The sequence below is a fragment of the Streptomyces sp. NPDC001220 genome, from assembly GCF_053597895.1.
In genome coordinates this window covers 436,340-462,599 of sequence record NZ_JBSFJE010000006.1, presented here as the reverse complement: position 1 = coordinate 462,599, position 26,260 = coordinate 436,340, and the positions used below count along the sequence as shown (strand labels likewise).

The window sequence follows — 26,260 nt, the reverse complement described above, 5'->3', positions numbered from 1 at the left end:
TCAGTCCAGCCACACATAGCCTGCGAGCCGCCCGGTGGTGCGGTCGCGACGGTAGGAGAAGTGATCGCCCGACTCCAGCGTGCACACCGGCGACTGCGCCCGGTCGAGCACCCCGGCGCGCGCGAGCTGCGCGTGCACACCGGCGCTCACGTCGACCGCCGGAGTGCCCCAGCTGGTCTCGGCGTGCGCCGCCGGCTCGACGGCGGCCACGTCGGCGCGCATCGCCTCCGGCACCTCGTAGCACCGTCCGCAGACGGCGGGTCCGGTGCGGGCGACGATCCGGGCCGGGTCGGCGCCGAGCGACTCCATGGCGTCGATCGCGGCCGGCACGATGCCCTTCACCATGCCCGGCCGTCCGGCGTGGGCGGCGGCGACCACCCGGGCCACCGGGTCGGCCAGCAGGACCGGCACGCAGTCGGCGGTCAGCACGGCGAGGGCGAGCCCTCGGGCCGCGGTCACCAGTCCGTCGACCGGCGGAGCCTGCCGGGTGGTCCAGGGCCCGTCGACCTCGGCGACGAGGTTGCCGTGCACCTGGTTCATCCAGACCACCCGGCCGGGATCCAGACCGAGCGACTTGGCGGCGAGTTCCCGATTGGTCTGTACCATGTCGGGGTCGTCGCCGACCGCCCCGCCCAGGTTGAGCTGCTCGTACGGAGCGGCGCTCACCCCGCCCCACCTGTCGGTGAAGGCGAAGTGCGCGCCGCTCACGGTTTCGCGCTGTCCTATCACGTCTGAAGGATCACTTGAGGAAGTCCGGTACGTCCAGTTCCTCGGCCGCGCTGTCCGTGTAGGAACGCGACGGCGGGACCGGCGGGGCGACCGGGATGTCGGCCACCGGCTCGGGCGCCGGCTCCGGCTCCTCCTTCGGGGTCACGCTGCCGAGCGAGCCGAAGGACGGGCGGGACTCGGGCTGCCGGGCCGGAGTGGGCTCCTCGCGGCGGGCCGAGGACGAGGCCGAGGACGAGCCGAGCACGGTGTCCCGGCGGGCCGGGGGCTGGCCCCCGTCGAACCCGGCCGCGATGACCGTGACCCGGACCTCGTCGCCGAGGGCGTCGTCGATGACCGCGCCGAAGATGATGTTGGCCTCGGGGTGGGCGGCCTCGCTGACCAGCTGGGCGGCCTCGTTGATCTCGAACAGGCCGAGGTCGGAGCCGCCGGAGATGGAGAGCAGGACGCCCCGGGCGCCGTCGATCGAGGCCTCCAGGAGCGGCGAGGAGATCGCCATCTCGGCGGCGGCCACCGCGCGGTCGTCGCCGCGGGCCGAGCCGATGCCCATGAGGGCCGAGCCCGCCTCGGACATGACGGACTTGACGTCGGCGAAGTCGAGGTTGATCAGACCGGGTGTGGTGATGAGGTCGGTGATGCCCTGGACACCGGAGAGCAGGACCTGGTCGGCCGACTTGAAGGCGTCGAGGACCGAGACCTGGCGGTCCGAGATGGAGAGCAGCCGGTCGTTCGGGATGACGATGAGGGTGTCGACCTCTTCGCGGAGTTCCGCGATGCCGTCCTCGGCCTGGTTGGCGCGGCGCCGGCCCTCGAAGGTGAAGGGGCGGGTGACCACGCCGATGGTGAGGGCGCCCAGCGAGCGGGCGATGTTGGCCACGACGGGGGCGCCGCCGGTGCCGGTGCCGCCGCCTTCGCCGGCCGTCACGAAGACCATGTCGGCCCCCTTGAGGACCTCCTCGATCTCCTCGCGGTGGTCCTCGGCGGCCTTGCGGCCGACGGCCGGGTTGGCGCCGGCGCCGAGTCCACGGGTGAGTTCACGGCCGACGTCGAGCTTGACGTCGGCGTCGCTCATCAACAGCGCCTGTGCGTCGGTGTTGATGGCGATGAACTCGACGCCCTTGAGACCGACCTCGATCATCCGGTTGATGGCATTGACACCACCGCCGCCGACACCGATGACCTTGATGACTGCGAGGTAGTTCTGCGGTGCTGCCACGTCGAAGGCCTCTCGCCTCGAATTACGTTGCCGTCGCCATGCGATGCCCGCGTGGGACGGCAGATGCCGATTGGGACGGTCCGTAGCGCCGACCCGAACCCTAACGTTGAAGTTTAGGGTTACCAGTGTGTCTGTTCCCTGGAGTCTTCTGAACAGGACACTAAGTCGACAAGTGGCGCGCGTTCAACGAACACGCCGAACCTCCCGTTTTTCTTTTCACCCTATGTGATCAGCCGTAGCAGTGCCCAACCAGGGTGCTGGCCTGCGCTGATGTGCGTCAACTCGCTGATGACGCAGGCGCGGTGGGAACACTCACGTCGAAGTACCGCGCGCCGGAAGCGGCTTTCATGAGAGCGGTGAGCGTGCGCGCCTTGGCGGCGCCGTTCTCGGCACTGCCCCACTCGACCGTGCGGCCGCCGCTCAACTCCAGCGTGATGTCGTCATAGGAACGGACCTTGACGGTTCGGGTGTCCCGGCGGACGGCGGCCGGAATGTCACCCGCGACCTCCACGGCTTCCCGCACCAGCCGGTCGGTGCCGAAACGGCGCAGACTCGCGGTGGCCGAACCCGACCGGGACAGACTCAATTCCAGCGCCGGAGCGCCTTTCGGCGCCTGCGAAACCGTCGCGAAACGGACGCCTTCCTTGTCCACTTCGGTGAACTTTCCACCCTTTTCGATGAGCAGAACCGGCAGGCGCTCGGTCACTTTCAGCCCGATTCCATGGGGCCAGGCGCGGACGACGTCGACCTCGTCAATTCGGGGCAGCTTCCGGCGCAGTCGGGCCTCGATGCCGTCGGTGTCGACGGAGATCATCGGCGCCCCGACGGGGACGTCGGCGGCCTCCCGCACCTGCCCGGGCGTCAGAACGACCGTGCCGGAGACGGAGACGTGCCGTACACGCAGCCACGGGGAGCCGTACAGCAGCCAGACGGAACCGGAACCCAGGAGCACAACTCCCAGCACCAGAATGACGATCGTACGAAAGCGGCGGTTCCTCCATCGCCGGGCGGGCGGCGGGCCGGACGACTCCTGCTGGCGTTGACCGCGCTCGGCGGTGGTCGGTCCGGCCACGCTGCTCACTTGCCTTTCGTCATACGGCCTAACGGCTGGAGGCGATCGCCTCGTACACCATCCCGACGAGCAGGTCGTCGGCGTCCCGGCGGCCGAACTCGCTTGCCGCACGGGACATCTCGTACAACCGGTGCGGATCGGCGAGCACGGGGAGCACGTTCTGCTGCACCCACTCCGGGGTGAGTTCCGCGTCGTCGACCAGCAGGCCGCCGCCGGCCTTGACCACCGGCTGGGCGTTCAGCCGCTGTTCGCCGTTGCCGATGGGCAGCGGGACATAGGCGGCCGGGAGCCCGACGGCGGAGAGTTCGGCGACGGTCATCGCACCCGCACGGCAGAGCATCATGTCGGCCGCGGCGTACGCGAGGTCCATCCGGTCCAGGTAACTTACCGGGACATATGGGGGCATCCCCGGCATCTGGTGCACCTGTGGCAGTTCGTTCTTCGGGCCGACCGCGTGCAGGATCTGGATACCGGCCCGCTGCAGCCAGGGCGCGACCTGCTGGGTGACCTCGTTGAGGCGGCGGGCGCCCTGGGAGCCGCCGGAGACCAGCAGCGTGGGCAGGTTGGGGTCGAGGCCGAAGCGGTGGCGGGCCTCGGGGCGGGCCGCGGCCCGGTCCAGGACGGAGATGGAGCGGCGCAGCGGGATGCCGATGTAGCGGGCGTCGCGCAGCTTGCTGTCGGGGGTGGAGACCGCGACCCGGGCGGCGTACCGGGAGCCGATCTTGTTGGCGAGGCCGGGCCGGGCGTTGGCCTCGTGGATCACGATCGGCACACCGAGGCGCTTGGCCGCGAGATAGGCGGGCAGGGCGACATAGCCGCCGAAGCCGACCACGCAGTCCGCCTTGGTGCGCTCCAGGATCTGCTCGGCCGCCTTGATGGTGCCGCGCAGCCGGCCCGGGACGGTGATCAGTTCAGGGGTGGGCTTGCGGGGCAGCGGCACCGCCGGGATCAGGGCGAGCTCGTAGCCGCGCTCGGGCACCAGCCTGGTCTCCAGCCCGCGCTCCGTGCCCAGGGCCGTGATCCCCACGGTGGGGTCCTGCCTGCGCAGGGCGTCCGCGAGGGCGAGCGCCGGCTCGATGTGGCCGGCGGTCCCCCCACCAGCGAGTACGACATGCACCGAAATTCACCGCTCTCCGGACGAGCGCGCCGCGGAGGCACGCCGTCGCATCGTGTTCCATCTCCGAGGCCCCTGAGGGCCCCCGGCTCCCCGCTTTCTACCAAAGCGAGGTTGCCGCATCGCAAGCGCCGCCCGCGCAGCGGGCTCGTCGCGCGCGAAGGCGATCAGCAACCCGATGGCGAACATGGTCGGCAGCAGGGCGGAGCCTCCGTAGGAGAACAGCGGGAGCGGGACACCGGCGATCGGCAGCAGGCCGAGCACCGCACCGATGTTGATCACCGCCTGCGCGGTGATCCAGGTGGTCACGCCTCCCGCGGCATACCTGACGAAGGGGTCCTCCGTGCGTCCGGCCACGCGGATACCCGCATAGCCTAGAGCCGCGAAGAGGGCCAGTACCGACAGCGTCCCCGCCAGACCCAGTTCCTCACCGGTGACGGCGAAGATGAAGTCGGTGTGGGCTTCGGGAAGTTGGCCCCATTTTTCCACACTCGCACCGAGTCCGGAGCCGAAGAGTCCGCCGGAGGCCAGGGCATAGATGCCATGAACCGCCTGCCAGCAGTCGGCGACGCCGCTCTTGGGCTCGGTGGCGCCGATACAGGCGAGCCGGGCCATTCGGTTGGGGCTGGTCTTGATGAGGATCACGCCGAGCAGGCCGGCGATCGACAGCACCCCGGCGAACAGCCGGGTGGGTGCCCCCGCCAGCCAGAGCAGGCCGAACAGGATCGCGGTCAGGATGATCGCCGTACCCATGTCGCCGCCGAGCATGATCAGGCCGAGCAGCAGGAAGCTGACCGGGACCAGCGGCACCAGCATGTGTTTCCACTGGGTCAGCAGCCGCTTCTCCTGTTTGCGCGCCATCAGGTCGGCGCCCCAGAGCACCAGGGCGAGCTTGCCGAACTCGCTGGGCTGGATCTGGAAGGAGCCGCCCAGGGAGATCCAGTTCTGGTTGCCGTTGACCGACATCCCTATCCCGGGGACCTGCACCAGGGCCATCAGGAAGACGGCGCCGGCGAGGATCGGGTAGGCGAGCGCCCGGTGCAGTTTCACCGGCATGCGGGACGCCACGAACAGCAGCACGCCCCCGATACAGGCGGCCAGGAACTGTTTGCGGAAGAAGAACGAACCCGGCAGCGACATCTGCAGTGCGGTGATCTGGGAGGCCGAGTAGACCATCACCAGACCCAGCACGATGATCAGCAGGCTGCCGCCGAGGATCAGGTAGTACGCGGTCAGCGGCCGGTCCCAGGCCCGGTGGAGGCGCGTGTGGAGCCGCCGCAGCGGGTTGTCGCGCGACGCGCGGGGGGCGGCGGGCCTGCGGACTGCTCGCTGTACGGGCGGTCGGCCGGTGCGGCTACCGGGCATCCACGCCTCCGCTGAACGTCGAGCGTCCCACGCGTCCCTCCCAAGGTCGCCCGGCTGGCGGCCGGGTCAGGCGCCGAGTTCGCGAACAGCCTGAGCGAACGCGTCACCGCGCTTGTTGTAGTTGGCGAACATGTCCATGGAGGCACAGGCGGGGGCAAGGAGCACCGTGTCGCCTTCGACCGCCAGTCGCCGCGCCTCCTGGACCGCCGCGAGCATCGCCCCAGTGTCGGTCCGGTCGAGGTCGACGACGGGTACTTCCGGCGCGTGTCGCGCGAGGGCCTCCCGGATGAGGGCGCGATCGGCACCGATCAGCACCACGCCGCGAAGTCGCTTTGCCGACTTGGCGACCAGTTCGTCGAAGGTCGCGCCCTTCGCCAGACCGCCCGCAATCCATACGATCGACTCATATGACGCCAACGAGGCTTCCGCCGCGTGCGTGTTGGTCGCCTTGGAGTCGTCGATGTACGCGACCCCGTCCACGTCGGCCACGTGCGCGATGCGGTGGGCGTCCGGGGTGAAGTTCCGCAGCCCGTCCCGTACGGCCGTGGCGGGCACCCCGAAGGCACGCGCCAGGGCCGCCGCGGCAAGGGCGTTGGCGATGTTGTGCGGGGCGGGCGGGTTGACGTCCGAGACCTCGGCCAGCTCCTGGGCGTTCTGCTGCCGGTTCTCGACGAAGGCGCGGTCGACCAGGATGCCGTCCACGACACCCAGTTGGGACGGCCCCGGGGTGCCGAGGGTGAAGCCGATGGCCCGGCAGCCCTCCTCGACGTCGGCCGCCCGCACCAGCTCCTCGGTGAGCTTGTCGCCGACGTTGTAGACACAGGCGACCCGGTTGCCCTCGTAGATGTGGCCCTTGTCGGCGGCGTACGCCTCCATGGAGCCGTGCCAGTCGAGGTGGTCGGGGGCGAGGTTGAGCACGGCCGCCGAGTGGGCGCGCAGGGAGGGCGCCCAGTGCAGCTGATAGCTGGACAGCTCGACGGCCAGCACGTCGTACTCCTCGTCCCCGAGGACCGTGTCGAGCAGCGAGACGCCGATGTTGCCGACGGCGGCCGTGCGCAGGCCCGCGGCCTTCAGGATCGACGCCAGCATCTGGACGGTGGTGGTCTTGCCGTTGGTGCCGGTGACGGCGAGCCAGGGGGCCGCGTCGGGGCCGCGCAGCCGCCAGGCCAGCTCGACGTCGCCCCAGATGTCGACACCGGCCGCGCGGGCCGCCTGGAACAGCGGCTTGTCCGGCTTCCAGCCGGGCGCGGTGACGATGAGTTCGGTGCCTGCCGGCAGGGTCGCGCCGTCACCGAGCCGTACCGTGACGCCCAGCGCCTCCAGTTCGGCGGCCTGCTCACGCGCGCGCTCGTCGTCGCCGTCGTTGACGACCGTGACGATCGCCCCGCGCGCGTGCAGCACCTTCGCCGCCGGGACGCCGGAGACGCCGAGCCCGGCGACGGTGACGTGCGTGCCGTGGAAATCCGGGGACACCGAGGAGGTCACTTGTCCGCTGCCCATCCCGCATAGAAGAGGCCGAGTCCGACAATCACGCAAATACCCTGGATGATCCAGAAGCGGACCACCACAAGTACCTCGGACCAGCCCTTGAGTTCGAAGTGGTGCTGGAGTGGCGCCATCCGGAAGACCCGCCTTCCGGTGAGCCGGAAGGAGCCGACCTGGATGACGACCGACATGGTGATGAGGACGAACAGGCCGCCCATGAGGGCGACGAGGAGTTCCGTGCGGGACAGGATCGCGAGGCCGGTGAGGACACCGCCGAGCGCGAGCGAACCGGTGTCGCCCATGAAGATCTTGGCCGGCGAGGTGTTCCACCACAGGAAGCCGAGGCAGGAACCCATCAGCGCGGAGGCGATGACCGCGAGGTCCAGGGGATCGCGGACGGTGTAGCAGGCGTTGGGGTTGGTCAGGGTCATCGCGTTGGCGCAGGACTCCTGGAACTGCCAGACGCCGATGAACGTGTAGGCGCCGAAGACGAGCACGGAGGCGCCGGTGGCGAGACCGTCCAGACCGTCCGTCAGGTTCACGCCGTTGGACATCGCGAGGATCATGAACAGCGCCCAGACCACGAACAGCACCGGGCCGATGGTCCAGCCGAAGTCCGTGATGAAGGACAGCTTGGTGGACGCCGGGGTGTTGCCGATGGCGTCCGGGAACTGCAGCGAGAGAACCGCGAAGGAGATGCCGACGATCAGCTGGCCGGCCATCTTCGCCTTGGCCCGCAGACCCAGCGAACGCCGCTTGACGATCTTGATGTAGTCGTCCAGGAAGCCGACCAGGCCCATGCCGCACATCAGGCCGAGCACCAGCACACCCGAGTAGGTCGGGGCGTAGCCGGTGATCACCTTGGACAGGAAGTAGGCGGCGACCGTCGACAGGATGAAGGCGATACCGCCCATCGTCGGGGTACCGCGCTTGCTGGCGTGCTCGCGCGGGCCGTCGTCACGGATGTACTGGCCGTAGCCCTTGCGCGCGAGGAGCTTGATCAGCAGCGGAGTGCCGATCAGCGTCAGGAAGAGACCGATGACGCCCGAGAAGAGGATCTGCTTCATCATCGGGCATCAACACCCTCGGCACCGCTCTGGAGGAGCGCCTGGGCAACGCTCTCCAGGCCCACCGACCGTGACGCCTTCACGAGGACGACGTCCCCCGGGCGCAACTCGCTGCGCAACAGGTCGACCGCCGCCTGTGCGTCGGACACGTGCACCGACTCCTCACCCCACGAACCCTCGTTATATGCGCCCAGTTGCAGCCAGGAGGCTTCTACTCCCCCGACCGCGACGAGCTTGCCGACATTGAGCCGGACGGCGAGCCGTCCGACCGCGTCGTGCTCGGCGAGCGCCTCGTCCCCGAGCTCGGCCATCTTGCCGAGCACCGCCCACGTGCGGCGCCCCTTGCCCATGGCCGCGAGCGCGCGCAGCGCGGCTCGCATGGACTCGGGGTTGGCGTTGTAGGCGTCGTTGACGATGGTCACGCCGTCCGGGCGCTCGGTGACCTCCATACGCCAGCGGGAGAGGGAGCCAGCCTCGGAGAGCGCGGTGGCGATCTCTTCCGCGGACATGCCCAGCTCATGGGCGACGGCGGCCGCGGCGAGCGCGTTCGACACGTGGTGCTCACCGTACAGGCGCATGGTCACATCGCTTGCACCGGAGGGTGTGTGAAGGCTGAACGCGGGCTGTCCCGTGTCCGTGAGTCGTACGTTCTCGGCGCGTACGTCCGCTTCGGCCGACTCTCCGAAAAGGACCACCTTCGCCTTGGTACGGGATGCCATGGCCCGCACCAGGGGGTCGTCCGCGTTGAGGATCGCGGCGCCGCCGTCCCCGGCCGGGGGCAGGGCCTCGACCAACTCGCCCTTCGCCTGGGCGATCTGCTCACGGCCGCCGAACTCGCCGATGTGGGCGGTGCCGACGTTGAGGACCAGGCCGATCCTCGGGGGCGTCAGATCCGCCAGGTAGCGGATGTGGCCGATGCCGCGGGCGCCCATCTCCAGCACCAGGAACTTCGTCTCCTCGGTGGCGGACAGGGCGGTCAGCGGCAGGCCGATCTCGTTGTTGAGCGAGCCCGGCGTGAACACGGTCGGCGCCTTGGTGCGCAGCACCTGCGCGATGAGGTCCTTGGTGCTGGTCTTGCCGGCCGAGCCGGTGAGGGCCACCAGGGTCGCGCCGAGCCGTCGTACGACATGGCGGGCGAGGGCGCCGAGGGCGGTCTGGACGTCGTCCACGACGATCGCGGGCACGCCGACGGGGCGGGACGCCAGAACGGCGACCGCGCCCTGTCCGACGACCTGGGCCGCGAAGTCGTGGCCGTCCACGCGCTCGCCCACGAAGGCGGCGAACAGGCTGCCGGGGCCCGCCTCGCGGGAGTCCCGGACGACCTCCCCGGTGACCTGGACGGACGGATCCGGTATGTCATGCGTCTGCCCGCCGACGACTGCTGCGATCTCGGCGAGGGAGAGGGCGATCACAAGTTCATCCCTGGGTCTTCTGGATAGCTTCGCGAAGCACCTGGCGGTCGTCGAACGGACGGATCACGCCGGCGATGTCCTGGCCCTGCTCGTGGCCCTTGCCGGCGACCAGCACGGTGTCGCCGGGGTGGGCGCGGGCGACGGCCGCGGCGATCGCGGCGGCCCGCTCCTCGAAGAGGAGCACCTCGCCGCGCTCGTGGGCGGGCACCGTGGCGGCGCCTTCGAGCATGGTCGCGAGGATGGCGAGCGGGTCCTCGGAGCGCGGGTTGTCGGAGGTCAGTACGGCCGTGTCGGCGAGCCGGGCGGCGGCGGCGCCCATCGGGGCCCGCTTCGTCCTGTCGCGGTCGCCGCCGCAGCCGAGGACGATGTGCAGCCGGCCCTTGGTGACCTTGCGCAGGGCCTTGAGGACCGATTCGACGGCGTCCGTCTTGTGGGCGTAGTCGACGACCGCGAGGTAGGCCTGTCCGGCGTCCACCCGCTCCAGGCGGCCCGGGACACCCGGGACGGCGGCGACGCCGTCGGCGGCGGTCTGCGGGTCGAGGCCCGCGGCGGCCAGGGCGACGATCGCGGCGAGGGTGTTCGCCACGTTGAAGGGGCCCGGCAGCGGCGACTTGGCGGCGACCTGGACGCCCCCGGGCCCGACGACGGTGAACGTCGAGTCCATCGGGCCGATGTGGACGTCCGCGGCCCGCCAGTCGGCGTCGGGGTGGCCCTCGGCGGAGTAGGTGACGACCGGGACGCCGGCCTCGCGGGCGAGCCTGCGGCCGTACTCGTCGTCGACGTTCACCACCCCCCGTTTACTGCGTCTCGGGGTGAAGAGCTGCGCCTTGGCCCGGTAGTAGTCCTCCATGTCGGAGTGGAACTCCATGTGTTCCGGGCTGAGGTTGGTGAAGACGGCGATGTCGAAGACGCAGCCGTCGACCCGGCCGAGGACCAGGGCGTGGCTGGAGACCTCCATGGCGACCGCCTCGACGCCGCGCTCGCGCATGACGGCGAACAGGGCCTGGAGGTCGGTGGCCTCGGGGGTGGTGCGCTCGGACTTGATGCGCTCGTCGCCGATGCGCATCTCGACGGTGCCGATGAGGCCGGTGTTGCGCGTGCGCTTCAGACCGCCCTCGACCAGGTAGGCCGTGGTGGTCTTGCCGGAGGTGCCGGTGATGCCGATCTGGAGCAGGTCGCGCCCGGGGTGGCCGTAGATGGTGGCCGCGAGTTCGCCCATCCGCGCGCGGGGCTCGTCGGCGACCAGGACCGGCAGGCCGGTCGCGGCGGCGCGTTCGGCGCCCGCCGGGTCGGTCAGCACGGCGACCGCGCCGAGGCCGGCGGCCTGGGCGACGAAGTCGGCACCGTGCAGCCGGGCGCCCGGCAGGGCTGCGTACACGTCGCCGGGGCGGACCGCGCGCGAGTCATGGGTGATGCCCGTGACCTCCACTGTGTCCGCGGTGTCCGGGACGGCGGCGCCCAGCTGATCGGCGAGCTCCGCGAGGGGTGTGGCGGAGACCTGAACCGGCCTGGGCGGCCCCGGATATGTCACGGAAGCGCCCTTCTGGGTGGTTTGGGACTGATCAGCGTGTGGCACGGCGGTGAGCGTACCGGGCGCACCCGCTCCGGAGCGAAGTGAGGGCTCGGGGGCCCGGTGGTTCCCGGGATCGGGGGTGATCGTTGTCACGGGCTCGTTCCTGGTGGTCTTTCCGAAAAGCTGAGGCGCTGATCAGGGCTTGTAGTCGACGGGCAGCTTCGCCGCCTTGGCACCGGTCGGCGGGATCTGCAGGGTCTTGAGGGCGAACTCCATCACCTGCTTGTAGATCGGGCCGCAGATCTGGCCGCCGAAGTAGCTGCCGGCGGTGGCGTTCTGGATGGCGCAGTAGACGGTGATGCGGGGCTTGTCCGCGGGCGCGAACCCGGCGAACGACGAGGTGTAGCCGCGGTATCTGCCGGTGGCCGGATCCACTCGGTTGGCGGTGCCGGTCTTCCCCGCGACGTTGTAGCCGGGGATGGCCGCCTTGGCGCCCGTGCCCTGCTCGTCGTCCACGACGGACTCCAGCATCGCGGCGAGCGTCTTCGCGGTCTTCTCACTGACCACGCGGGTCTTCTTGGGCTGCGCGGACGGGGTGAAGCGGCCGTCGGCGCCCTTGGAGCCGCGCACCAGGGTGGGCTCCACCCGGACTCCGCCGTTGGCGATCGTCGAGTAGACGGAGGCCGCCTGCATGGCGTTGATGGAGAAGCCCTGACCGAAAGGAATCGTGTACTGCTGCGAGGTGGACCACTTGGCCGGGGCGGCGAGGATGCCCCGGGTCTCGCCGGGGAAGCCGAGCCCGGTGTAGCCGCCGATGCCGAACTTGCGCAGATACGAGTAGAGGACCTGGTTGGCCTGCTCCTGGGTCTTGCCGAGCTGGCCGGTGGCGAGGATGGTGCCGATGTTGCTGGACTTGGCGAGCACGCCGTTGAGCGTGAGGTACCAGGTCGCGTGGTCGATGTCGTCCTTGAAGAGCCGGTCGCCGCGGTGCAGCCGGTTGGGCACCACCACGTGCGTGAGCGGGGTGGCGGCGTTCTCCTCCAGGACGGCCGCCATCGACATCACCTTGGCGGTGGAGCCGGGCTCGTAGGCGTCCTGGAGGGCCGCGTTGCCCATCGCGGCGGCGTCGGCCGTCGACAGGTCGTTCGGGTCGAAGCCGGGCGAGTTGGCCATCGCCAGGATCTGCCCGGTCCTGGTGTCCTGGACGACCACGTAACCGCGGTCCGCCCTGGACTTCTTGACCTGCTCGGTGATGGCGTTCTGCGCGGCCCACTGGATGTCCCGGTCGATGGTCAGCTCGACGTCCGAGCCGGGTACGGCCGGGGTCTCCGTGGAGCCCGCGGTGGGCACCTCACGGCCGCCGGACTGGGCGTAGCGGATCTTGCCGTCCTTGCCGGTCAGCTGCTTGTCGAGCTGCTGCTCGACGCCGCCGCCGCCCTTGCCGTCGGCGTTGACCCAGCCCAGTATCCCGGCGGCCAGGTCGCCGTTCGGGTACACCCGCTGGCTGCTGGGGTCGGCGAAGACGCCGGCGAGCACGTTGACGGTGCCGGCGGCGGTCTCGGCCTTGTTGGTGAGCGCGGTCTTCAGGTCCTTGATCTGCTTCCAGACCTGCGGGGTCTGCCGGGCGGCGAGCCGGACGTAGCGCAGTTCCCGGTTCTCGGGCCGCAGCAGCTTGACGAGGGCGGCCTGGTCCTTGCCGAGGATCGGGGCGAGCAGCGCGGCGGCCTGCTCGGGGCCGTCGTTCACCTTGAGCTGCTTGCTGGTGAACATCGTGGGGTCGGCGGTGATGTCGTACGCGTCCTCGCTGATCGCCAGCGCCACGCCGTTGCGGTCGGTGATCCCGCCGCGCTCGGCGGCCAGGGTGTGCACGACGTACCGGTTCTGTTCGGCCTTCGCGGCGTACGCGCTGGCGTCCACGGCCTGCACCTGGAGCAGACGCCCGACGAAGACCAGCAGCACCAGGGTCAGGGCGAAGCCGACCATGCGCAGGCGGGGGCGGGGGCTGCCGAGCCGCAGGGGGCGCTGGGCCGGGGGGCGCGGCGCGCCCGGGCGGCGCACCGGGCGGGCGCCGGGGCCGGGGCCGCGCCGGACCGCGCCCCGGGGCTCCCGGGGGCGGGGCGGCCGGGCGGGGCCGGGCACGCGGCGGCGCGGCGACTGCCTTTCTCCAGAAGTGTCTGGCACGTCCGTCACCTGCCGGGGGTCGTGGTCGGGGTCGTCACGGGCGTGAGTGCCGGCGCCGGTGTCGTCACCGGTGTGGCGACCGGCGTGGTGACCGGCGTGGGTGCCGGTGCGGTCACCGCGGAGGAGCCGGCCGGCGTCGGCGGGGCGGGGGACGGCGTGCCGATGGCCTCGGGGGCGGCCGGCTGGGTGGTCCCCCGGAGGGCGGCGGTGCTGGGAACGCCCTTGACGGTGCCGTCGGAGCCGAGGAAGGCCGGGTCGCCGCCGGGGACCATGCCGAGTTCGCGGGCCCGGCGCTGCAGGGCGTCGGGAGCGGAGTAGGCGTCGATGTCCCGCTGCAGGGCCTGTTCCTCGTCGGTGAGGTTCTTGGTCTTCTTCTGCAGGTCGTCGAGTTTGAACGAGCCCTCGCTGAGCGCCGAGTTCAGCACCAGCAGGCCGATCAGGCCGCCGCCGAGCAGCAGGACGACCAGCAGGACGAACGGGGTGCGGGCGGCCTGGTTGGCCCGGCCGACCGGAAAGAGCCGGGCGAGCCGGGCGGCCCGTCCTTTCAGCTCGGGTTTCCTACTCACGTGTCCTCCGGTGGGTCCGGAAACCCAGCGTGCTCACGCCGCTCATTCAATGGACTCCCTGATGCGCTGGGCCCCTCGAAGACGCGCGGGCGCGGCCCGGCGGTTCTCGGCGACCTCTTCCTCGGTGGGAAGTTCGGCACCGCGCGTGAGCAGCTTGAGCCGGGGCTGGTACTGCTCGGGCACGACCGGCAGCCCGGGCGGCGCGGTGGTGGCGGCACCGGCCGCGAACACCTGCTTGACGAGGCGGTCTTCGAGCGAGTGGTACGACAGTACGGCGATCCGACCGCCGACCGCGAGGGCCTGCACCGCGGCCGGGATCGCCCTTTCCAGGACGGCCAGTTCGCCGTTGACCTCGATGCGCAGCGCCTGGAAGGTGCGCTTGGCAGGGTTGCCGCCGGTGCGCTTGGCGGCCTGCGGCAGGGAGTCCCGGATCAGCTCGACGAGCCGGGCGCTGTTGCCGAAGGGCTCCTTCTCGCGCTCCCGGACGATCGCCGAGACGATCCGTTTGGCCTGCTTCTCCTCGCCGTACGCGAAGAGGATGCGCACCAGGTCACCGGCCGGGTAGGTGTTGAGGACCTCGGCGGCGCTGATGCCGGTCGTCTGGTCCATGCGCATGTCGAGGGGGGCGTCCTGGGCGTAGGCGAAGCCGCGGTCCGCCTCGTCGAGCTGCATGGAGGAGACGCCGAGGTCGAACAGCACGCCCTGTACGCGCGCGATGCCGAGACGTTCGAGTACGTCGGGCAGCTCGTCGTAGACGGCGTGCACCAGGGTGGCGCGGTCACCGAAGGGGGCGAGGCGCTCGCCGGACAGGCGCAGGGCCTCCTTGTCGCGGTCGAGGGCGACCAGCCGGGCCTCGGGGAAGCGGGCCAGCAGCGCCTCGCTGTGGCCGCCGAGGCCGAGGGTGCAGTCGACGACCACGCTGCCCGGCGCCGCCAGGGCGGGTGCCAGCAGATCCAGGCACCGCTGGAGCATCACCGGAACGTGTCGACTCTGGCTCAAGGGGGCCTCTCAGGTCCGCGCGGGAGATACGCACCGCCGGGTCCCCGCCCGCTCGGTACGCGCGCCGCGCACGTGGGGAGACGGTCCGGGCGCCGTGCCGGGGTCTCCAGGGGATTTCACCAGCGGGGAGAGCCTCGCCTCCCGCTTCGCGTCACTTTAGTCCACCGTGTCGCCCGGTCAATCAACCGGCCTGTACGGCGCGTACGGCAGGGCGGCATGAGCCGGGATTGGAAAGGAATCACCCGTACAGCCCTGGTTTGCGCTCCGTGTGGGTTAGCTCACAACAAGCCACGATGACGTTCTTTGTGCCCTCTCACAGCAGGCTCTGAACGCCCGTGACCAGTACCGTCGTGTCTATGACGACTTCCGCAGCAGCTCCCACCGGACCCGAAGGCGCCATAACCGACGGCGGCACCGTGACGGATCGCCTGGTCGACGCCAACCGCACGTACGCGTCCGCCTTCACCGACCCCGGCATGGACGCCCGGCCCGTGCTGCACGTGGCCGTGGTGTCCTGTATGGACGCCCGCATCGACCTGCACAAGGCGCTCGGCCTGCAGCTCGGCGACTGTCACACCATCCGCAACGCGGGCGGCGTGGTCACCGACGACGTGATCCGCTCCCTCACCATCAGCCAGCGCAAGCTCGGCACCCGCAGCGTGGTCCTCATCCACCACACCGGCTGCGGCCTGGAGGCCCTCACCGAGGACTTCCGCACCGACCTGGAGATGGAGGTCGGCCAGCGCCCGGCCTGGGCGGTGGAGTCCTTCCGGGACGTCGACCAGGACGTACGGCAGTCCATGCAGCGGGTGCGCACCTCGCCGTTCCTGCTGCACACCGACGACGTACGCGGCTTCGTCTTCGACGTCCGCACCGGGCTGCTCCGTGAGGTCGACCCCGTCTGAGCCCACCGGCTCCGACGGACCGCCCGCCCCGAAAACCGCCGCCGTACCCTGTCAGGACGCTGTCGAATACACGACCGAAAGGCCGTAAGACCGACATAGTGCGAGCAGTTGTCCACAGGCGAGTGACACGAATCGGTAACGGCAGCAAGAATGCGGTGTGGGACGTCACGCGGAACTATTCACGCGTGGTGTCCGTGTTTCGGGGTGGGCCGGTTCCGCTGACAGAGCGCCGGCCCGGGCAATAAGGGGCCGAGGAGGGCCGGGTGACGACCTATGACGATCGAGCGAGCCTCACTGATCTGACCGCCACTGTGGAGCGGGTCCGCAGTTCGGTTGAGGGTGTGATCGAGGGCAAGCCGGAGGTCGTACGGCTTTCGCTGACCGTACTGCTGGCCGAGGGGCATCTTCTGATCGAGGACGTCCCGGGTGTCGGCAAGACGATGCTGGCGAAGGCGCTTGCGCGGTCCATCGACTGTTCGGTGCGACGCATCCAGTTCACGCCCGACCTGCTGCCGTCGGACATCACCGGCGTGTCCATCTGGGACCAGCAGCGCCGGGACTTCGAGTTCAAACCGGGCGCCATCTTCGCCCAGATCGTGATCGGCGACGAGATCAACCGCGCCTCGCCCAAGACCCAGTCCGCGCTGCTGGAGTCGATGGAGGAGCGGCAGGTCACCATCGACGGGCAGACCTATGAACTGCCCAGCCCGTTCATGGTGGTGGCCACCCAGAACCCGGTCGAGATGGAGGGCACCTATCCGCTGCCGGAGGCCCAGCGCGACCGCTTCATGGCCCGCGTCTCGGTCGGCTACCCCAGCGCGGAGGCCGAGTTGCAGATGCTCGACATCCACGGCGGGGCGAACCCCCTGGACGACCTCCAGCCGGTGGCGCACGCGCACGACATCGTGAAGCTCGTCGAGACCGTACGGGGCGTGCATGTCGCCGAGACGGTCCGGCGGTACGCGGTGGACCTGGTCTCCGCCACCCGTACCCACCCCGACCTCAGACTCGGCGCCTCCCCGCGCGCGACGCTGCACCTGCTGCGCGCGGCGAAGGCGTCCGCGGCTCTGAGCGGCCGGGAGTACGCGCTCCCGGACGACGTACAGGCACTCGCCGTGGCGGTCCTGGCGCACCGGCTGCTGCCCACCGCCCAGGCCCAGCTCAACCGGCGCACCGCGGAGCAGGTCGTCCAGGAGATCCTGCAGCAGACCCCGGTGCCCGCGGCGGCCCCCCGGCAGCAGAACGGCTTCGGTGGTCTGGGCCGGGGCGTGCCGGCGTATCCCCAGCAGCCCCCGCGGAGTCTGTGATGAGCGCCCCGGCGGAGGCCGACCGTGACGAGTCGGGCGGCGTCCGCACGGCCCTGGCCGGGCTGACCACCCGCGGCCGCTCCTTCCTGGCGGCCGGCATCGCTGCGGTGATCTGCGCGTACATTCTCGGCCAGAGCGATCTGCGCCGGGTCGGGCTGCTGCTCGCCGTGCTGCCGCTGATCTGCGCGGCCGTGCTCTACCGCACCCGCTACCGGGTGGCCGGCAGCCGCCGGCTCTCCCCCTCGCGGGTGCCGGCCAGCAGCGAGGCCCGCGTCCATCTGCGGATGGACAACGTCTCGCGGCTGCCCACCGGCCTGCTGATGCTCCAGGACCGGGTGCCCTACGTCCTCGGTCCACGCCCGCGCTTCGTCCTGGACCGGGTCGAGCCGGGCGGTCGGCGGGAGGTCTCCTACCGGGTCCGCTCCGACCTGCGCGGCCGCTATCCGCTGGGCCCGCTCCAGCTGCGCCTGACCGACCCGTTCGGGATGTGCGAACTGACCCGGTCCTTCTCGACGTTCGACACCCTGACCGTCATCCCGCGCGTGGAGCCGCTGTCGCCGATCCGGCTCAGCGGCGAGGCGAAGGGGTACGGCGACGGGCGGCAGCGCTCGCTGGCCCTGGCCGGCGAGGACGACGTGATCCCGCGCGGCTACCGGTACGGCGACGACCTGCGCCGCGTGCACTGGCGCTCCACCGCCCGCTACGGCGAGCTGATGGTGCGCCGCGAGGAGCAGCCGCAGCGCGCCCGCTGCACGGTGCTGCTGGACACCCGGGGCATCGCCTACGAGGGCGCGGGCCCCGACTCGGCGTTCGAGTGGGCGGTCTCCGGCGCCGCCTCGGTCCTGGTCCACATGCTCGAACGCGGCTTCTCGGTGCGGCTGTTGACGGACACCGGCAGCGCGGTGCCCGGTGAGGGCGCCGACGGTTTCGCGGGTTCCGGCCAGGACTCGGCGGACGCGGCCGGGCTGTTGATGGACACCCTGGCGGTGGTCGACCACTCGGACGGCACCGGCCTGTCCCGGGCCTACGACGTCCTGCGCGGCGGGAACGAGGGGCTGCTCGTGGCCTTCCTGGGCGACCTCGACGAGGAACAGGCGGCGGTGGCCACCAAGATGCGCCGGCGCAGCGGCGGTGCCGTCGCCTTCGTCCTGGACCCGGACACCTGGGTGCGGGAGCCCACCGACGTGCCCGCGCCGGGCAACGCGCACGAGGAGCGGCTGCGGATGCTGCGCGAGGCCGGCTGGACGGCGGTCAGCGTGGCGCGTGGTGCTCCGCTGGCCGAGCTGTGGCGGCAGGCGGACCGGGAGCGTCTGTCGGTGGCCGTGGCGGGCGGGGAGGCCCGGTGATGAGCGGACGGGCCCGGCTGGCCCTCACCGCGGCGGCGGCGACGCTGATGGCGTCCTGTTCCCTGCTGCCCCTGGTCTCCCCGACGACCTGGCTGTTCCAGGCGGCCTTCCTGGTGGCGGTCCAGACCGGCGTCGGCGCGGCCGCGCGGCGGGTGCCGCTGGCCCGGCCGCTGACCGTGGCCGCGCAGGCCCTGGTCACCCTGCTGATGCTCACCCTGGTCTTCGCCCGGGGCCACGCGATCGCCGGGCTGATCCCCGGCCCGGACACCTTCCGGTACTTCGCCGACCTGCTCCAGCAGGGCTCCGACGACGTCAGCCGGTATGCGATACCCGCGCCGCTGTCGGACGGCATCCGGCTGATGGTGATCGGCGGGGTACTGGTCGTCGGGCTGATCGTGGACACCCTCGCGGTGACCTTCCGCAGCGCGGCCCCGGCGGGACTGCCGCTGCTCGCGCTGTACTCGGTGGCGGCGGGCCTGTCCGACGGACCGACCGACTGGCTCTGGTTCCTGGTGGCGGCGTCCGGCTACCTGCTGTTGCTGCTCGCCGAGGGCCGGGACCGGCTCTCGCAGTGGGGCCGGGTGTTCGGCGGGGTCTCCCGTACCCCGGGCGGCCCGGAGAGCGGCGCGGTGGCCCCGGTGCGCACCGGACGCCGGATCGGCTTCGCGGTGCTGAGCGTCGCCCTGTTCGTGCCGTTCGTGATGCCCTCGATCCAGGGCGGCCTGCTGGACGGCACCGGGAACGGCGTCGGTGTGGGCAACGGGAACGGCGGCACGATCTCCGCGGTCAACCCGCTGGTGTCGCTGCGGGACAGCCTCAACTTGGACGAGGACCGGCAGGTGCTGTCCGTACGGACCAGCACCGCCGACCTCTCCGACATGTATCTGCGGATCGTCTCCCTGGACGACTTCGACGGCACCACCTGGAAGCCGGCCCAGCGGCACATCACCGGAGTCCCGGACACCTTCCCGACCCCGGTCGGTCTGGGCGGCGACGTCAAGCGGGCGGCGGTGCGGACCACGATCTCGGCCGCCGACTGGTACGCCCAGGACTGGCTGCCGATGCCGTACCCGCCGAGCGGGGTGAAGGTCGCCGGCACCTGGCGCTACGAGCCCGTCGGGATGACCCTGGTCGGCGACCACGGGCAGAGCACCCGCGGTGAGACCTACCAGGTCACCAGCCTGGACGTGCAGCCGACGGCTGATCAGCTGGCCGCGGCGCCGGAGCCGTCGGCGGCCATGAAGAAGGACTACACCAAGGTGCCCTCCTCGCTGCCGTCGGTGGTGGCGCAGACGGCCCGGGAGGTCACCGCGGGCTCGACGAGCCACTACGAGGAGGCGGTCAAGCTCCAGGACTACTTCGCGGTGAACGGCGGCTTCCAGTACGACACCCAGGTGCAGGTCGGCCGGGGCGAGGGCGCGATCGCGAACTTCCTGAAGCAGAAGCGCGGTTTCTGCGTGCACTTCTCCTTCGCGATGGCCGCGATGGCCCGGACGCTGGGCATCCCGGCCCGGGTCGCGGTGGGCTTCGCGCCCGGCACCCCGCAGGCCGACGGCACGGTCTCGGTGGGCCTCAAAGACGCGCACGCCTGGCCCGAACTGTACTTCGAGGGCGTGGGCTGGACCCGGTTCGAGCCGACCCCAACCCGCGGCACGACGCCGTCGTACACCGTTTCGGACACCCCCGGCTCCTCGGTGCCGGACCAGACGCTGCCCTCCAAGGGCGCCTCGGCGGCGCCGTCGGCCTCGGCCTCGGAGAGTCAGAGCTGCTCGGCCCAGCTGCGCAAGCAGGACGTCTGCGCGAGCCCGTCGGCGGCGAGCGCGGTGCAGCAGGGCGACGGCGGGCCGCCGTGGTGGCAGCTGGCGCTGTGGGCGCTCGCCGGACTCGCCGTCCTGGCGGTGCCGCTGTCACCGATGCTCTACCGGCAGCGGGTGCGTGCCAACCGGCTCGGGGCCTACGACCGTACCCCCGACGGTGTGGCGGCGCACACGCTGGCGGTCTGGCAGGAACTGACCGACACGGTCTGGGACTTCGGCGTCCTGCCGGACGACTCGCAGAGCCCGCGCGGCGCGGCCGCCCGGATCGTCCTGCTGGGCCGTCTCGACCCGGTCGCCGCCGCCTCGGTGCACCGGGTGGCGGACGCGGTCGAACAGGTGCTGTACGCGCCACGGCCGCGGCTGACGGCGGGCCTCTCGGACGACGTCCGCCGGGTCACGGCCGCGTTCAACGGCACGGTCGGCGTCCCCACCCGGCTGAGGGCGCTGTTCGCCCCGCGGTCGGCCGTGCGGGCGCTGTGGGCGGCGTCGGCCAGGTGGGCACGGCTGAAGGACCGGGCGGCAGCGACCCGCCCGACCCTGCGCAAGCCGTCGGGCCAGCAGGGCTGACCGGCGGCGAGCTGACCGACCGACGGCGGCTCGCACCGGAAGAGGGTTGACGGGCAGCGGGCTCGCTGACCGGCGGCGGGCTGACGGGCAGCGGGCTCGCCGACCGGCGGCGGGCTGACCGGCAGCGGCCTCGCCGACCGGCGCCGGGCTGACCGGCAGCGGCCTCGCCGACCGGCGCCGGGCTGACCGGCGCCGGGCTGACCGGCAGCGGCCTCGCCGACCGGCAGCGGCTCGCACCGGCAGAGGGTTGACCGGCGGCGGGCTCGCCGACCGGCACAGGGCTCGGCGGACATGACTGAGGGGGGACCACCCACCGGGTGGTCCCCCCCTCAGTCGCGCTCTGTTCTGCCTGTTCGGCGAATCCCTATTGGCCCTGCTCGTCCCGGCGGCGCTGCCAGCGCTCCTCGATGCGGTCCATCATGGAGCGCTTCGGCCGGACCTGACGGCGGGCCTGCTGGCCTCCCGCGGGCTGCTCGCCGGGCTTGGGAGCCTTGCGCCAGCCGGTGACGGCGAGGACCGCGCAGCCCAGCATGACGAGGAAGCCCACCACGCTGACCCAGATCTCCTTGGCAACCATTCCGGCCATGAGGAGCGCGATACCCACGAGGAAGCCGGCGATCGCCTGGTAGACCCGTCGCCGGGTGTACGACCGCAGCCCGCTTCCCTCAAGCGCTGTCGCGAACTTGGGGTCTTCGGCGTACAGCGCTCGCTCCATCTGCTCAAGCATTCGCTGCTCGTGCTCCGAGAGCGGCACGGCGTCCTCCTCATCGTGCAGTCGCCGGGGCGACCCGGGGGGTCCCTTCAGGATAGGCAGGGAATCGCCCCCGTGAAACCCGCCCCTCTAGGCCAATTGGCCAACCGGAATCCGCCATGGCCGTTCCGGCTCGCTGAGGCTTCCATTCCCCGGCGGCCGGCCCGTCATGCCGAGCGGTCTCCCTCGATCATACGGCGCAAACCCCTCGATCGGGGGGCCTGTGGCGTACTCCATCCGCTGCCGAGTCCCTGATCAGCGGGCTCGTCTCAGGGGAATCTCAGGCCCCGGCCGCACCCGGAGTCTCGCCGAGGACATGGAGCTGGGTGGCGACGGCGTGAAAGGCCGGGAGCTCGGCCGCGGCGGCCTCCAGCTTGAGCAGCGCGTCGAGAGCGCCGGGCTCGGTGTCCACCAGGACGCCGGGGACGAGGTCGGCGAAGACCCGCACGCCGTGCACGGCGGCGACGGCCAGACCGGCGCCCTCGACCAGGCCGGTGAGCTGCTCGGCGGTGAAGCGACGCGGCATGGGGTCGCCGCTGCCCCAGCGGCCGTCGGGGTCGTCGAGGGCCTGCCGGGCCTCCTTGAAGTGCCCGGCGAGGGCCCGCGCGACCACGGCCCCGCCGAGTCCGGCGGCGAGCAGGCTGAGGACGCCCTCGGAGCGCAGCGCGGCCACCGTGTTGCGCACGCCCTCGGCCGGGTCGTCGACGTACTCCAGGACGCCGTGGCAGAGCACGACGTCGTGGCTGCCGCGCTCGACCACGTCGAACAGGCCGAGGACGTCGCCCTGGACGCCCTTGACCCGGTCGGCGACGCCGGCCTCGGCGGCGCGGCGCTCCAGCGCGAACAGCGCGTTCGGGCTGGGGTCGACGACGGTGACGCGGTGGCCGAGACGGGCGAGGGGCACGGCGAAGTTGCCGCTGCCGCCGCCGGTGTCGAGGACGTCCAGCGCGTCCCGCCCGGTGGCCTTGACCCGGCGGTCGAGGGCGTCCTGGAGGACCTCCCAGACCACGGCGGTACGGAGAGAAGCGCGGGGTCGTGTGGGGTCCGGCACGGCAGTTGACTCCTCGGCGCGGCACCGCCTGTTGCCCGGCGGCGCGAACTCGGTGCCTCCCCGGCCCGGAGTGCGGGAGGAGGGAAGGCTTCAGGCGCTCTCCACCCTATTGCCTCCGCTGCCCGGCCATGGCCTCCGCCGCCTCCCCCAGGTCCTCCCGGGCAGGGCGTCCGCGTCCTGGTCAGCCCGCGTCGGGCAGCCCCCTGTCCGGGGCGCCGTCCGGCTGCTCGCCGTCCTGTCGGCGGGGCTGCGGCAGCACCGGCTGGAGGATGAGCATCCGCTCGACGATACGGAGGAACATCTCCACGTCCCGTATCAGGTCGTCGGCGTCGCGGCGGCCGGCCGCGCCCTGGATGCCCGCCTCGGCGCGGGCACGGCGGCCGGCGCCGGCGGCGAACAGGGCGCTCCACTCGGTGAGCTCGGGCGCCACCTCGGGAAGCACCTCCCAGGCGCTGCGGATGCGGGCCCGGCGCCGGGGCGAGGTCTCGGGGCGGGCACGGGCGGCGAGCACGGCGGCCGCGGTGCGCAGGGCGGCCAGATGGGCCGTCGCATAGCGCTCGTTGGGGGTGTCGAGGAGTTCGGCCTCGTCTAGGGCGGCGCGGGCCTGGGTGAGCAGGTCGAGGGCGGCGGGCGGGGCCGTGGCCCGGCGGAGCACAGGGTGCACGTCGCTCGCCGGGCCGGTCAGTGAGGGGGCAGGGCCGGTGGCGCGGCGCCGGTGGGCGGCGGCCGCTGAGGAGTTGGCCATGACGAACCTCCCGTCGTCTGGGTGACGGCTCCCTTACCCGGGGTGCCGTATGTGCCCATCGTGCGGTATGGCACTGACAATCCGTTCTGACCTGGGGTTTTGCTTCGATCGCGAGTTCGGGCTAGTTTTTGCACTGACCAGTCAGTTCAAAAACGAAGCCGATGCGGACACCACTTCGGAAGGCAGGGGGGAACCTGTGCACGGCGTACCTGTCAGGGCCGAGCGGCTCGGGCTCAAGGGCCCGCGCGGCTGGGCGTTCCAGGGGATCTCCCTGGACGCCGGGGCCGGCGCGCTGATCGCGGTGGAGGGGCCGTCCGGCTCCGGCCGTACCTGTGTGCTGCTCGCCCTCACCGGACGGATGAGGGCCACCGAGGGCACCGCGACCGTCGGCGGGGCCCGGCTGCCCAAGCAGTTGGCGGCCGTGCGCCGGATCAGCGCGGTGGCCAACGTCGCCGGGGTCACCGACCTCGAACCCGCCCTGACCGTCGGCGAACACCTGCGGGAACGGGCCCTGCTGCAGCGCCGGTTCGGCGACTCGCTGCGCGCCCTGCTGCGGCCCCGGGCCGAGAAGGGCGCACAGGCACGGCAGTTGACCGACGAGGCCCTGGCCGCCGCCGGGCTCGACCTGGAGTCGCTGCCGAAGGGCGCCCGGACCGCCGTACGGGATCTGGAGCGGATCGAGGCGCTGCGGCTGTCGGTGGCGCTGGCGCTGGTCGGGAGGCCGCGGCTGCTCGCCGTGGACGACGCGGACCTGAAGCTGTCGGCGGCCGAACGGACCCAGGTGCGGACGCTGTTGGCGTCGATCGCCGAGGCCGGCACGACCGTGGTGGCGGTCTGCGGGGAGGCGCTGGAGGGGGCCGTCGTGGTACGCACCGGGACCGTTCAGGAAGAGGAGAGCGGGATGCCGGAAGGCCCCGGAACCGGGGAGGAGGCCGGCGATGCGCTCACCGCGACTGGCCGCGCTTGAGCTCAGGCGCTTCGGACGGGGGAGGCTGCCCCGCGCGGCCCTGGTGGCCCTGCTGGTGCTGCCGCTGCTGTACGGCGCGCTCTACCTGTGGTCGTTCTGGGATCCGTACGGCCGGCTGGACCGCATCCCGGTGGCGCTCGTGAACGACGACAAGGGGGCGAGCGCGAGCGGCAGGAAGATCACCGCGGGCGACGACATCGTCGACGGGCTGCGGGACAGCAGGACGTTCGAGTGGCACCAGGTGAGCGCGGCGGAGGCCCGCCGGGGTGTCGAGAACGGCACCTACTACCTGTCGCTGACCATGCCCGCCGACTTCAGCTCGCGCATCGCCTCCAGTGCCGGCGACTCCCCGGAGACCGGTGCGCTCCAGGTCCGCACCAACGACGCGAACAACTACATCGTCGGCCAGATCTCCCGCACGGTCTTCAACGAGGTGCGCTCGGCCGCGTCCGCGAAGGCCTCCCGGTCCTTCCTGGACCGCATCTTCATCTCGTTCGGCGACATCCACGGGCAGACCGTGCGGGCCGCCGAGGGCGCAGACACGCTCAGCGGCGGCATCGGGAAGGCCGAGAAGGGCTCGAAGGACCTCGCTGACGGGCTGACGGACGCCAAGTCCGGCAGCGGGAAGCTCACCAAGGGGATCAGGAAGCTGGACACGGGCGCGGGGACGCTCAAGGACGGTTCCCGGCAGGTCTCGGACGGCACCCAGGCGCTCGCGGACCAGGTCAACGGGGTCTACGGCAAGGTCGGCCCGTATCTCGAGGACAACGAGAAGACCATCGGCGACACCGCGCGGCTGGTCGCCGACTCGGCGCGGACCGTCCGCGACAACCTGGGCGTCCTGGTGAAGGCGGCCCCCGTGGCCGCGAAGACCGCGCACACGGCCGCCGGCACGCTGGACGACGTCTACCGGGCGCGCTGCTCGGCCGGGCTGCTGACCGACCCGGTCTGTCCCGACCTGAAGAAGGCCAGGGACGCGGCCGACGACGTGGCCGCCGTCGCCGACGACCTCGACACGCTGATCGCGGACCAGCACGGCGACCTGAAGACGCTCGACGGGAACCTCGGCATCCTCCAGCGGCAGGCCCAGGCCCTCGCCGACCGGGCCCCGCACCTCTCCGAGGACGTCGCCGACGCCGTCAAGAAGATCAACAGGCTGAACGACGGCGCGGCCCGGGTCGCCGCGGGCACCGAGAAGCTGCACACCGGCCTCGGCACGGCCCTGACCGGCGCGACCGGCCTGGACACGGGCGTCGGCAAGCTCGAGAGCGGTGCCTACGACCTCAACGGCGGGATGTACAAGCTCGTCGACGGCTCCGGCAAGCTCGCCGGCGGTCTGCACGACGGCGCCGCCCGGATCCCCGACTACGGCAAGCAGGACCGCGACCGGCGCACCGGGGTGATGGCCGACCCGGTCCAGCTCGCCTCCAGGGACCTGCACAAGGCACCCAACTACGGCACCGGGTTCGCCCCGTACTTCATCCCGCTGTCCCTGTGGGTCGGCGCGATGGTGGCCTACATGCTGATCCAGCCGCTCAACCGGCGTGCCCTGGCGGCCGGTTCGGCGGCCTGGCGGATCGCGCTGGCGGGCTGGCTGCCGGTGGTCGCGGTCGGGGTGCTGCAGACGGCCGCCCTGATGGCCGTACTGCACTGGGCGATCGGTCTGGAGATGGTCCACGCGGCCGGGACGGTCGGGTTCCTGTTCCTGGTGACGGCGTGCTTCGCGGCGATCGTGCAGTGGCTGAACGCGCGCTTCGGGGCGGCCGGCCGGATCCTGGTGCTGGCGCTGCTGATGCTCCAGCTGACCTCGGCGGGCGGCACCTATCCCGTGCAGACCAGCCCGGGCTTCTTCAACGCGATCCACCCCTTCCTGCCGATGAGCTACATCGTGGCGGCCCTGCGGAGGCTGATCACGGGCGGCGGGCTGGGACCGGTGTGGCTGGCCTGTGCCGTCCTGACGGCGTTCACGGTGGGCGCCCTCGCGCTCACCGCCCTGTCGGCACGGCGCCGCCAGGTGTGGACGCTGGACCGGCTGCACCCCGAGCTGAGCCTGTGAGGAGATCCGTGTCCTCACCTCCGGTGCCCGCC

General features: G+C 71.7%; 21 protein-coding genes. 6 read left to right on the top strand and 15 right to left on the bottom strand.

Annotation, left to right across the window (positions count from 1 at the left end; translation table 11 throughout):
* The 12 genes from pgeF to rsmH form a co-directional block, all read right to left on the bottom strand.
* On the bottom strand, window positions 1–729 hold the full coding sequence (gene pgeF, locus ACWDGI_RS17890; protein ID WP_450760011.1) for a peptidoglycan editing factor PgeF: 729 nt from the start codon (window positions 727–729) through the stop codon (window positions 1–3).
* A gap of 10 nt (window positions 730–739) precedes the next feature.
* Entirely contained in the window at window positions 740–1,942 is a 1,203-nt protein-coding gene (gene ftsZ, locus ACWDGI_RS17885) for a cell division protein FtsZ (protein WP_450760010.1), read from the bottom strand.
* A 277-nt stretch (window positions 1,943–2,219) separates the two neighbouring features.
* Complete coding sequence (locus tag ACWDGI_RS17880; RefSeq protein WP_450760075.1) at window positions 2,220–3,014, bottom strand: cell division protein FtsQ/DivIB; 795 nt, start codon at window positions 3,012–3,014, stop codon at window positions 2,220–2,222.
* A gap of 28 nt (window positions 3,015–3,042) precedes the next feature.
* Complete coding sequence (gene murG / locus ACWDGI_RS17875; RefSeq protein ID WP_450760008.1) at window positions 3,043–4,131, bottom strand: undecaprenyldiphospho-muramoylpentapeptide beta-N-acetylglucosaminyltransferase; 1,089 nt, start codon at window positions 4,129–4,131, stop codon at window positions 3,043–3,045.
* Between the two features lie 6 nt (window positions 4,132–4,137).
* Window positions 4,138–5,493, bottom strand: a complete 1,356-nt coding sequence (gene ftsW, locus ACWDGI_RS17870; protein ID WP_360482286.1) for a putative lipid II flippase FtsW — start codon at window positions 5,491–5,493, stop codon at window positions 4,138–4,140.
* A gap of 66 nt (window positions 5,494–5,559) precedes the next feature.
* Window positions 5,560–6,993 (bottom strand): UDP-N-acetylmuramoyl-L-alanine--D-glutamate ligase, encoded by a 1,434-nt coding sequence (murD, locus tag ACWDGI_RS17865; RefSeq protein WP_450760006.1) that lies wholly within the window; start codon window positions 6,991–6,993, stop codon window positions 5,560–5,562.
* Complete coding sequence (mraY, locus tag ACWDGI_RS17860) at window positions 6,975–8,045, bottom strand: phospho-N-acetylmuramoyl-pentapeptide-transferase (RefSeq protein WP_360482513.1); 1,071 nt, start codon at window positions 8,043–8,045, stop codon at window positions 6,975–6,977. The genes murD and mraY overlap by 19 nt, the downstream gene beginning before the upstream one ends.
* On the bottom strand, window positions 8,045–9,457 hold the full coding sequence (locus ACWDGI_RS17855; protein WP_450760004.1) for a UDP-N-acetylmuramoyl-tripeptide--D-alanyl-D-alanine ligase: 1,413 nt from the start codon (window positions 9,455–9,457) through the stop codon (window positions 8,045–8,047). The genes mraY and ACWDGI_RS17855 overlap by 1 nt, the downstream gene beginning before the upstream one ends.
* Window positions 9,458–9,461: 4 nt before the next feature.
* Window positions 9,462–11,123, bottom strand: a complete 1,662-nt coding sequence (locus ACWDGI_RS17850; RefSeq protein WP_450760002.1) for a UDP-N-acetylmuramoyl-L-alanyl-D-glutamate--2,6-diaminopimelate ligase — start codon at window positions 11,121–11,123, stop codon at window positions 9,462–9,464.
* 42 nt (window positions 11,124–11,165) lie between these two features.
* Complete coding sequence (locus ACWDGI_RS17845; protein WP_450760000.1) at window positions 11,166–13,151, bottom strand: peptidoglycan D,D-transpeptidase FtsI family protein; 1,986 nt, start codon at window positions 13,149–13,151, stop codon at window positions 11,166–11,168.
* 5 nt (window positions 13,152–13,156) lie between these two features.
* Window positions 13,157–13,717, bottom strand: coding sequence for a septum formation initiator family protein (locus ACWDGI_RS17840; RefSeq protein WP_450759998.1), 561 nt, complete (start codon window positions 13,715–13,717; stop codon window positions 13,157–13,159).
* 42 nt (window positions 13,718–13,759) lie between these two features.
* Window positions 13,760–14,716, bottom strand: a complete 957-nt coding sequence (rsmH, locus tag ACWDGI_RS17835) for a 16S rRNA (cytosine(1402)-N(4))-methyltransferase RsmH (RefSeq protein WP_450759996.1) — start codon at window positions 14,714–14,716, stop codon at window positions 13,760–13,762.
* A 356-nt stretch (window positions 14,717–15,072) separates the two neighbouring features.
* Between rsmH and ACWDGI_RS17830 the strand changes: the two genes are divergently transcribed.
* From ACWDGI_RS17830 to ACWDGI_RS17815, 4 genes are all read left to right on the top strand, one after another.
* On the top strand, window positions 15,073–15,621 hold the full coding sequence (locus ACWDGI_RS17830) for a beta-class carbonic anhydrase (RefSeq protein WP_450759994.1): 549 nt from the start codon (window positions 15,073–15,075) through the stop codon (window positions 15,619–15,621).
* A gap of 263 nt (window positions 15,622–15,884) precedes the next feature.
* Window positions 15,885–16,928, top strand: a complete 1,044-nt coding sequence (locus ACWDGI_RS17825; protein ID WP_450759992.1) for an AAA family ATPase — start codon at window positions 15,885–15,887, stop codon at window positions 16,926–16,928.
* Window positions 16,928–18,274: a DUF58 domain-containing protein gene (locus ACWDGI_RS17820; protein WP_450759990.1), complete on the top strand. Its 1,347-nt coding sequence runs from the start codon at window positions 16,928–16,930 to the stop codon at window positions 18,272–18,274. The genes ACWDGI_RS17825 and ACWDGI_RS17820 overlap by 1 nt, the downstream gene beginning before the upstream one ends.
* The gene (locus tag ACWDGI_RS17815; protein WP_450759988.1) at window positions 18,274–20,658 is read left to right on the top strand and encodes a transglutaminase TgpA family protein; all 2,385 of its coding nucleotides are present in this window, start codon (window positions 18,274–18,276) and stop codon (window positions 20,656–20,658) included. Before ACWDGI_RS17820 ends, ACWDGI_RS17815 begins: the two co-directional genes overlap by 1 nt.
* Window positions 20,659–21,022: 364 nt before the next feature.
* Here the strand turns inward: ACWDGI_RS17815 and ACWDGI_RS17810 are convergent, their stop codons facing one another.
* The 3 genes from ACWDGI_RS17810 to ACWDGI_RS17800 all read right to left on the bottom strand — a co-directional run bounded on the left by ACWDGI_RS17810 (window position 21,023) and on the right by ACWDGI_RS17800 (window position 23,205).
* The gene (locus ACWDGI_RS17810; protein WP_450759986.1) at window positions 21,023–21,412 is read right to left on the bottom strand and encodes a DUF3040 domain-containing protein; all 390 of its coding nucleotides are present in this window, start codon (window positions 21,410–21,412) and stop codon (window positions 21,023–21,025) included.
* A gap of 277 nt (window positions 21,413–21,689) precedes the next feature.
* Complete coding sequence (locus ACWDGI_RS17805) at window positions 21,690–22,460, bottom strand: methyltransferase (protein WP_351695297.1); 771 nt, start codon at window positions 22,458–22,460, stop codon at window positions 21,690–21,692.
* Between the two features lie 181 nt (window positions 22,461–22,641).
* Window positions 22,642–23,205, bottom strand: a complete 564-nt coding sequence (locus ACWDGI_RS17800; RefSeq protein WP_450759984.1) for an SAV_6107 family HEPN domain-containing protein — start codon at window positions 23,203–23,205, stop codon at window positions 22,642–22,644.
* Between the two features lie 196 nt (window positions 23,206–23,401).
* Between ACWDGI_RS17800 and ACWDGI_RS17795 the strand changes: the two genes are divergently transcribed.
* Entirely contained in the window at window positions 23,402–24,172 is a 771-nt protein-coding gene (locus ACWDGI_RS17795) for an ATP-binding cassette domain-containing protein (protein ID WP_450759982.1), read from the top strand.
* Complete coding sequence (locus tag ACWDGI_RS17790) at window positions 24,144–26,228, top strand: YhgE/Pip family protein (protein WP_450759980.1); 2,085 nt, start codon at window positions 24,144–24,146, stop codon at window positions 26,226–26,228. The genes ACWDGI_RS17795 and ACWDGI_RS17790 overlap by 29 nt, the downstream gene beginning before the upstream one ends.
* Window positions 26,229–26,260 lie beyond the last annotated feature (32 nt).

Excerpts from the sequence above, each read along its gene's own strand:
- ftsW (WP_360482286.1), bottom strand. The coding sequence starts at position 5,493 with ATGCCCGGTAGCCGCACCGGCCGACCGCCCGTACAGCGAGCAGTCCGC.
- murD (WP_450760006.1), bottom strand. The coding sequence starts at position 6,993 with ATGGGCAGCGGACAAGTGACCTCCTCGGTGTCCCCGGATTTCCACGGC.
- mraY (WP_360482513.1), bottom strand. The coding sequence starts at position 8,045 with ATGAAGCAGATCCTCTTCTCGGGCGTCATCGGTCTCTTCCTGACGCTG.
- ACWDGI_RS17830 (WP_450759994.1), top strand. The coding sequence starts at position 15,073 with ATGACGACTTCCGCAGCAGCTCCCACCGGACCCGAAGGCGCCATAACC.
- ACWDGI_RS17820 (WP_450759990.1), top strand. The coding sequence starts at position 16,928 with ATGAGCGCCCCGGCGGAGGCCGACCGTGACGAGTCGGGCGGCGTCCGC.
- ACWDGI_RS17815 (WP_450759988.1), top strand. The coding sequence starts at position 18,274 with ATGAGCGGACGGGCCCGGCTGGCCCTCACCGCGGCGGCGGCGACGCTG.
- ACWDGI_RS17800 (WP_450759984.1), bottom strand. The coding sequence starts at position 23,205 with ATGGCCAACTCCTCAGCGGCCGCCGCCCACCGGCGCCGCGCCACCGGC.
- ACWDGI_RS17790 (WP_450759980.1), top strand. The coding sequence starts at position 24,144 with ATGCGCTCACCGCGACTGGCCGCGCTTGAGCTCAGGCGCTTCGGACGG.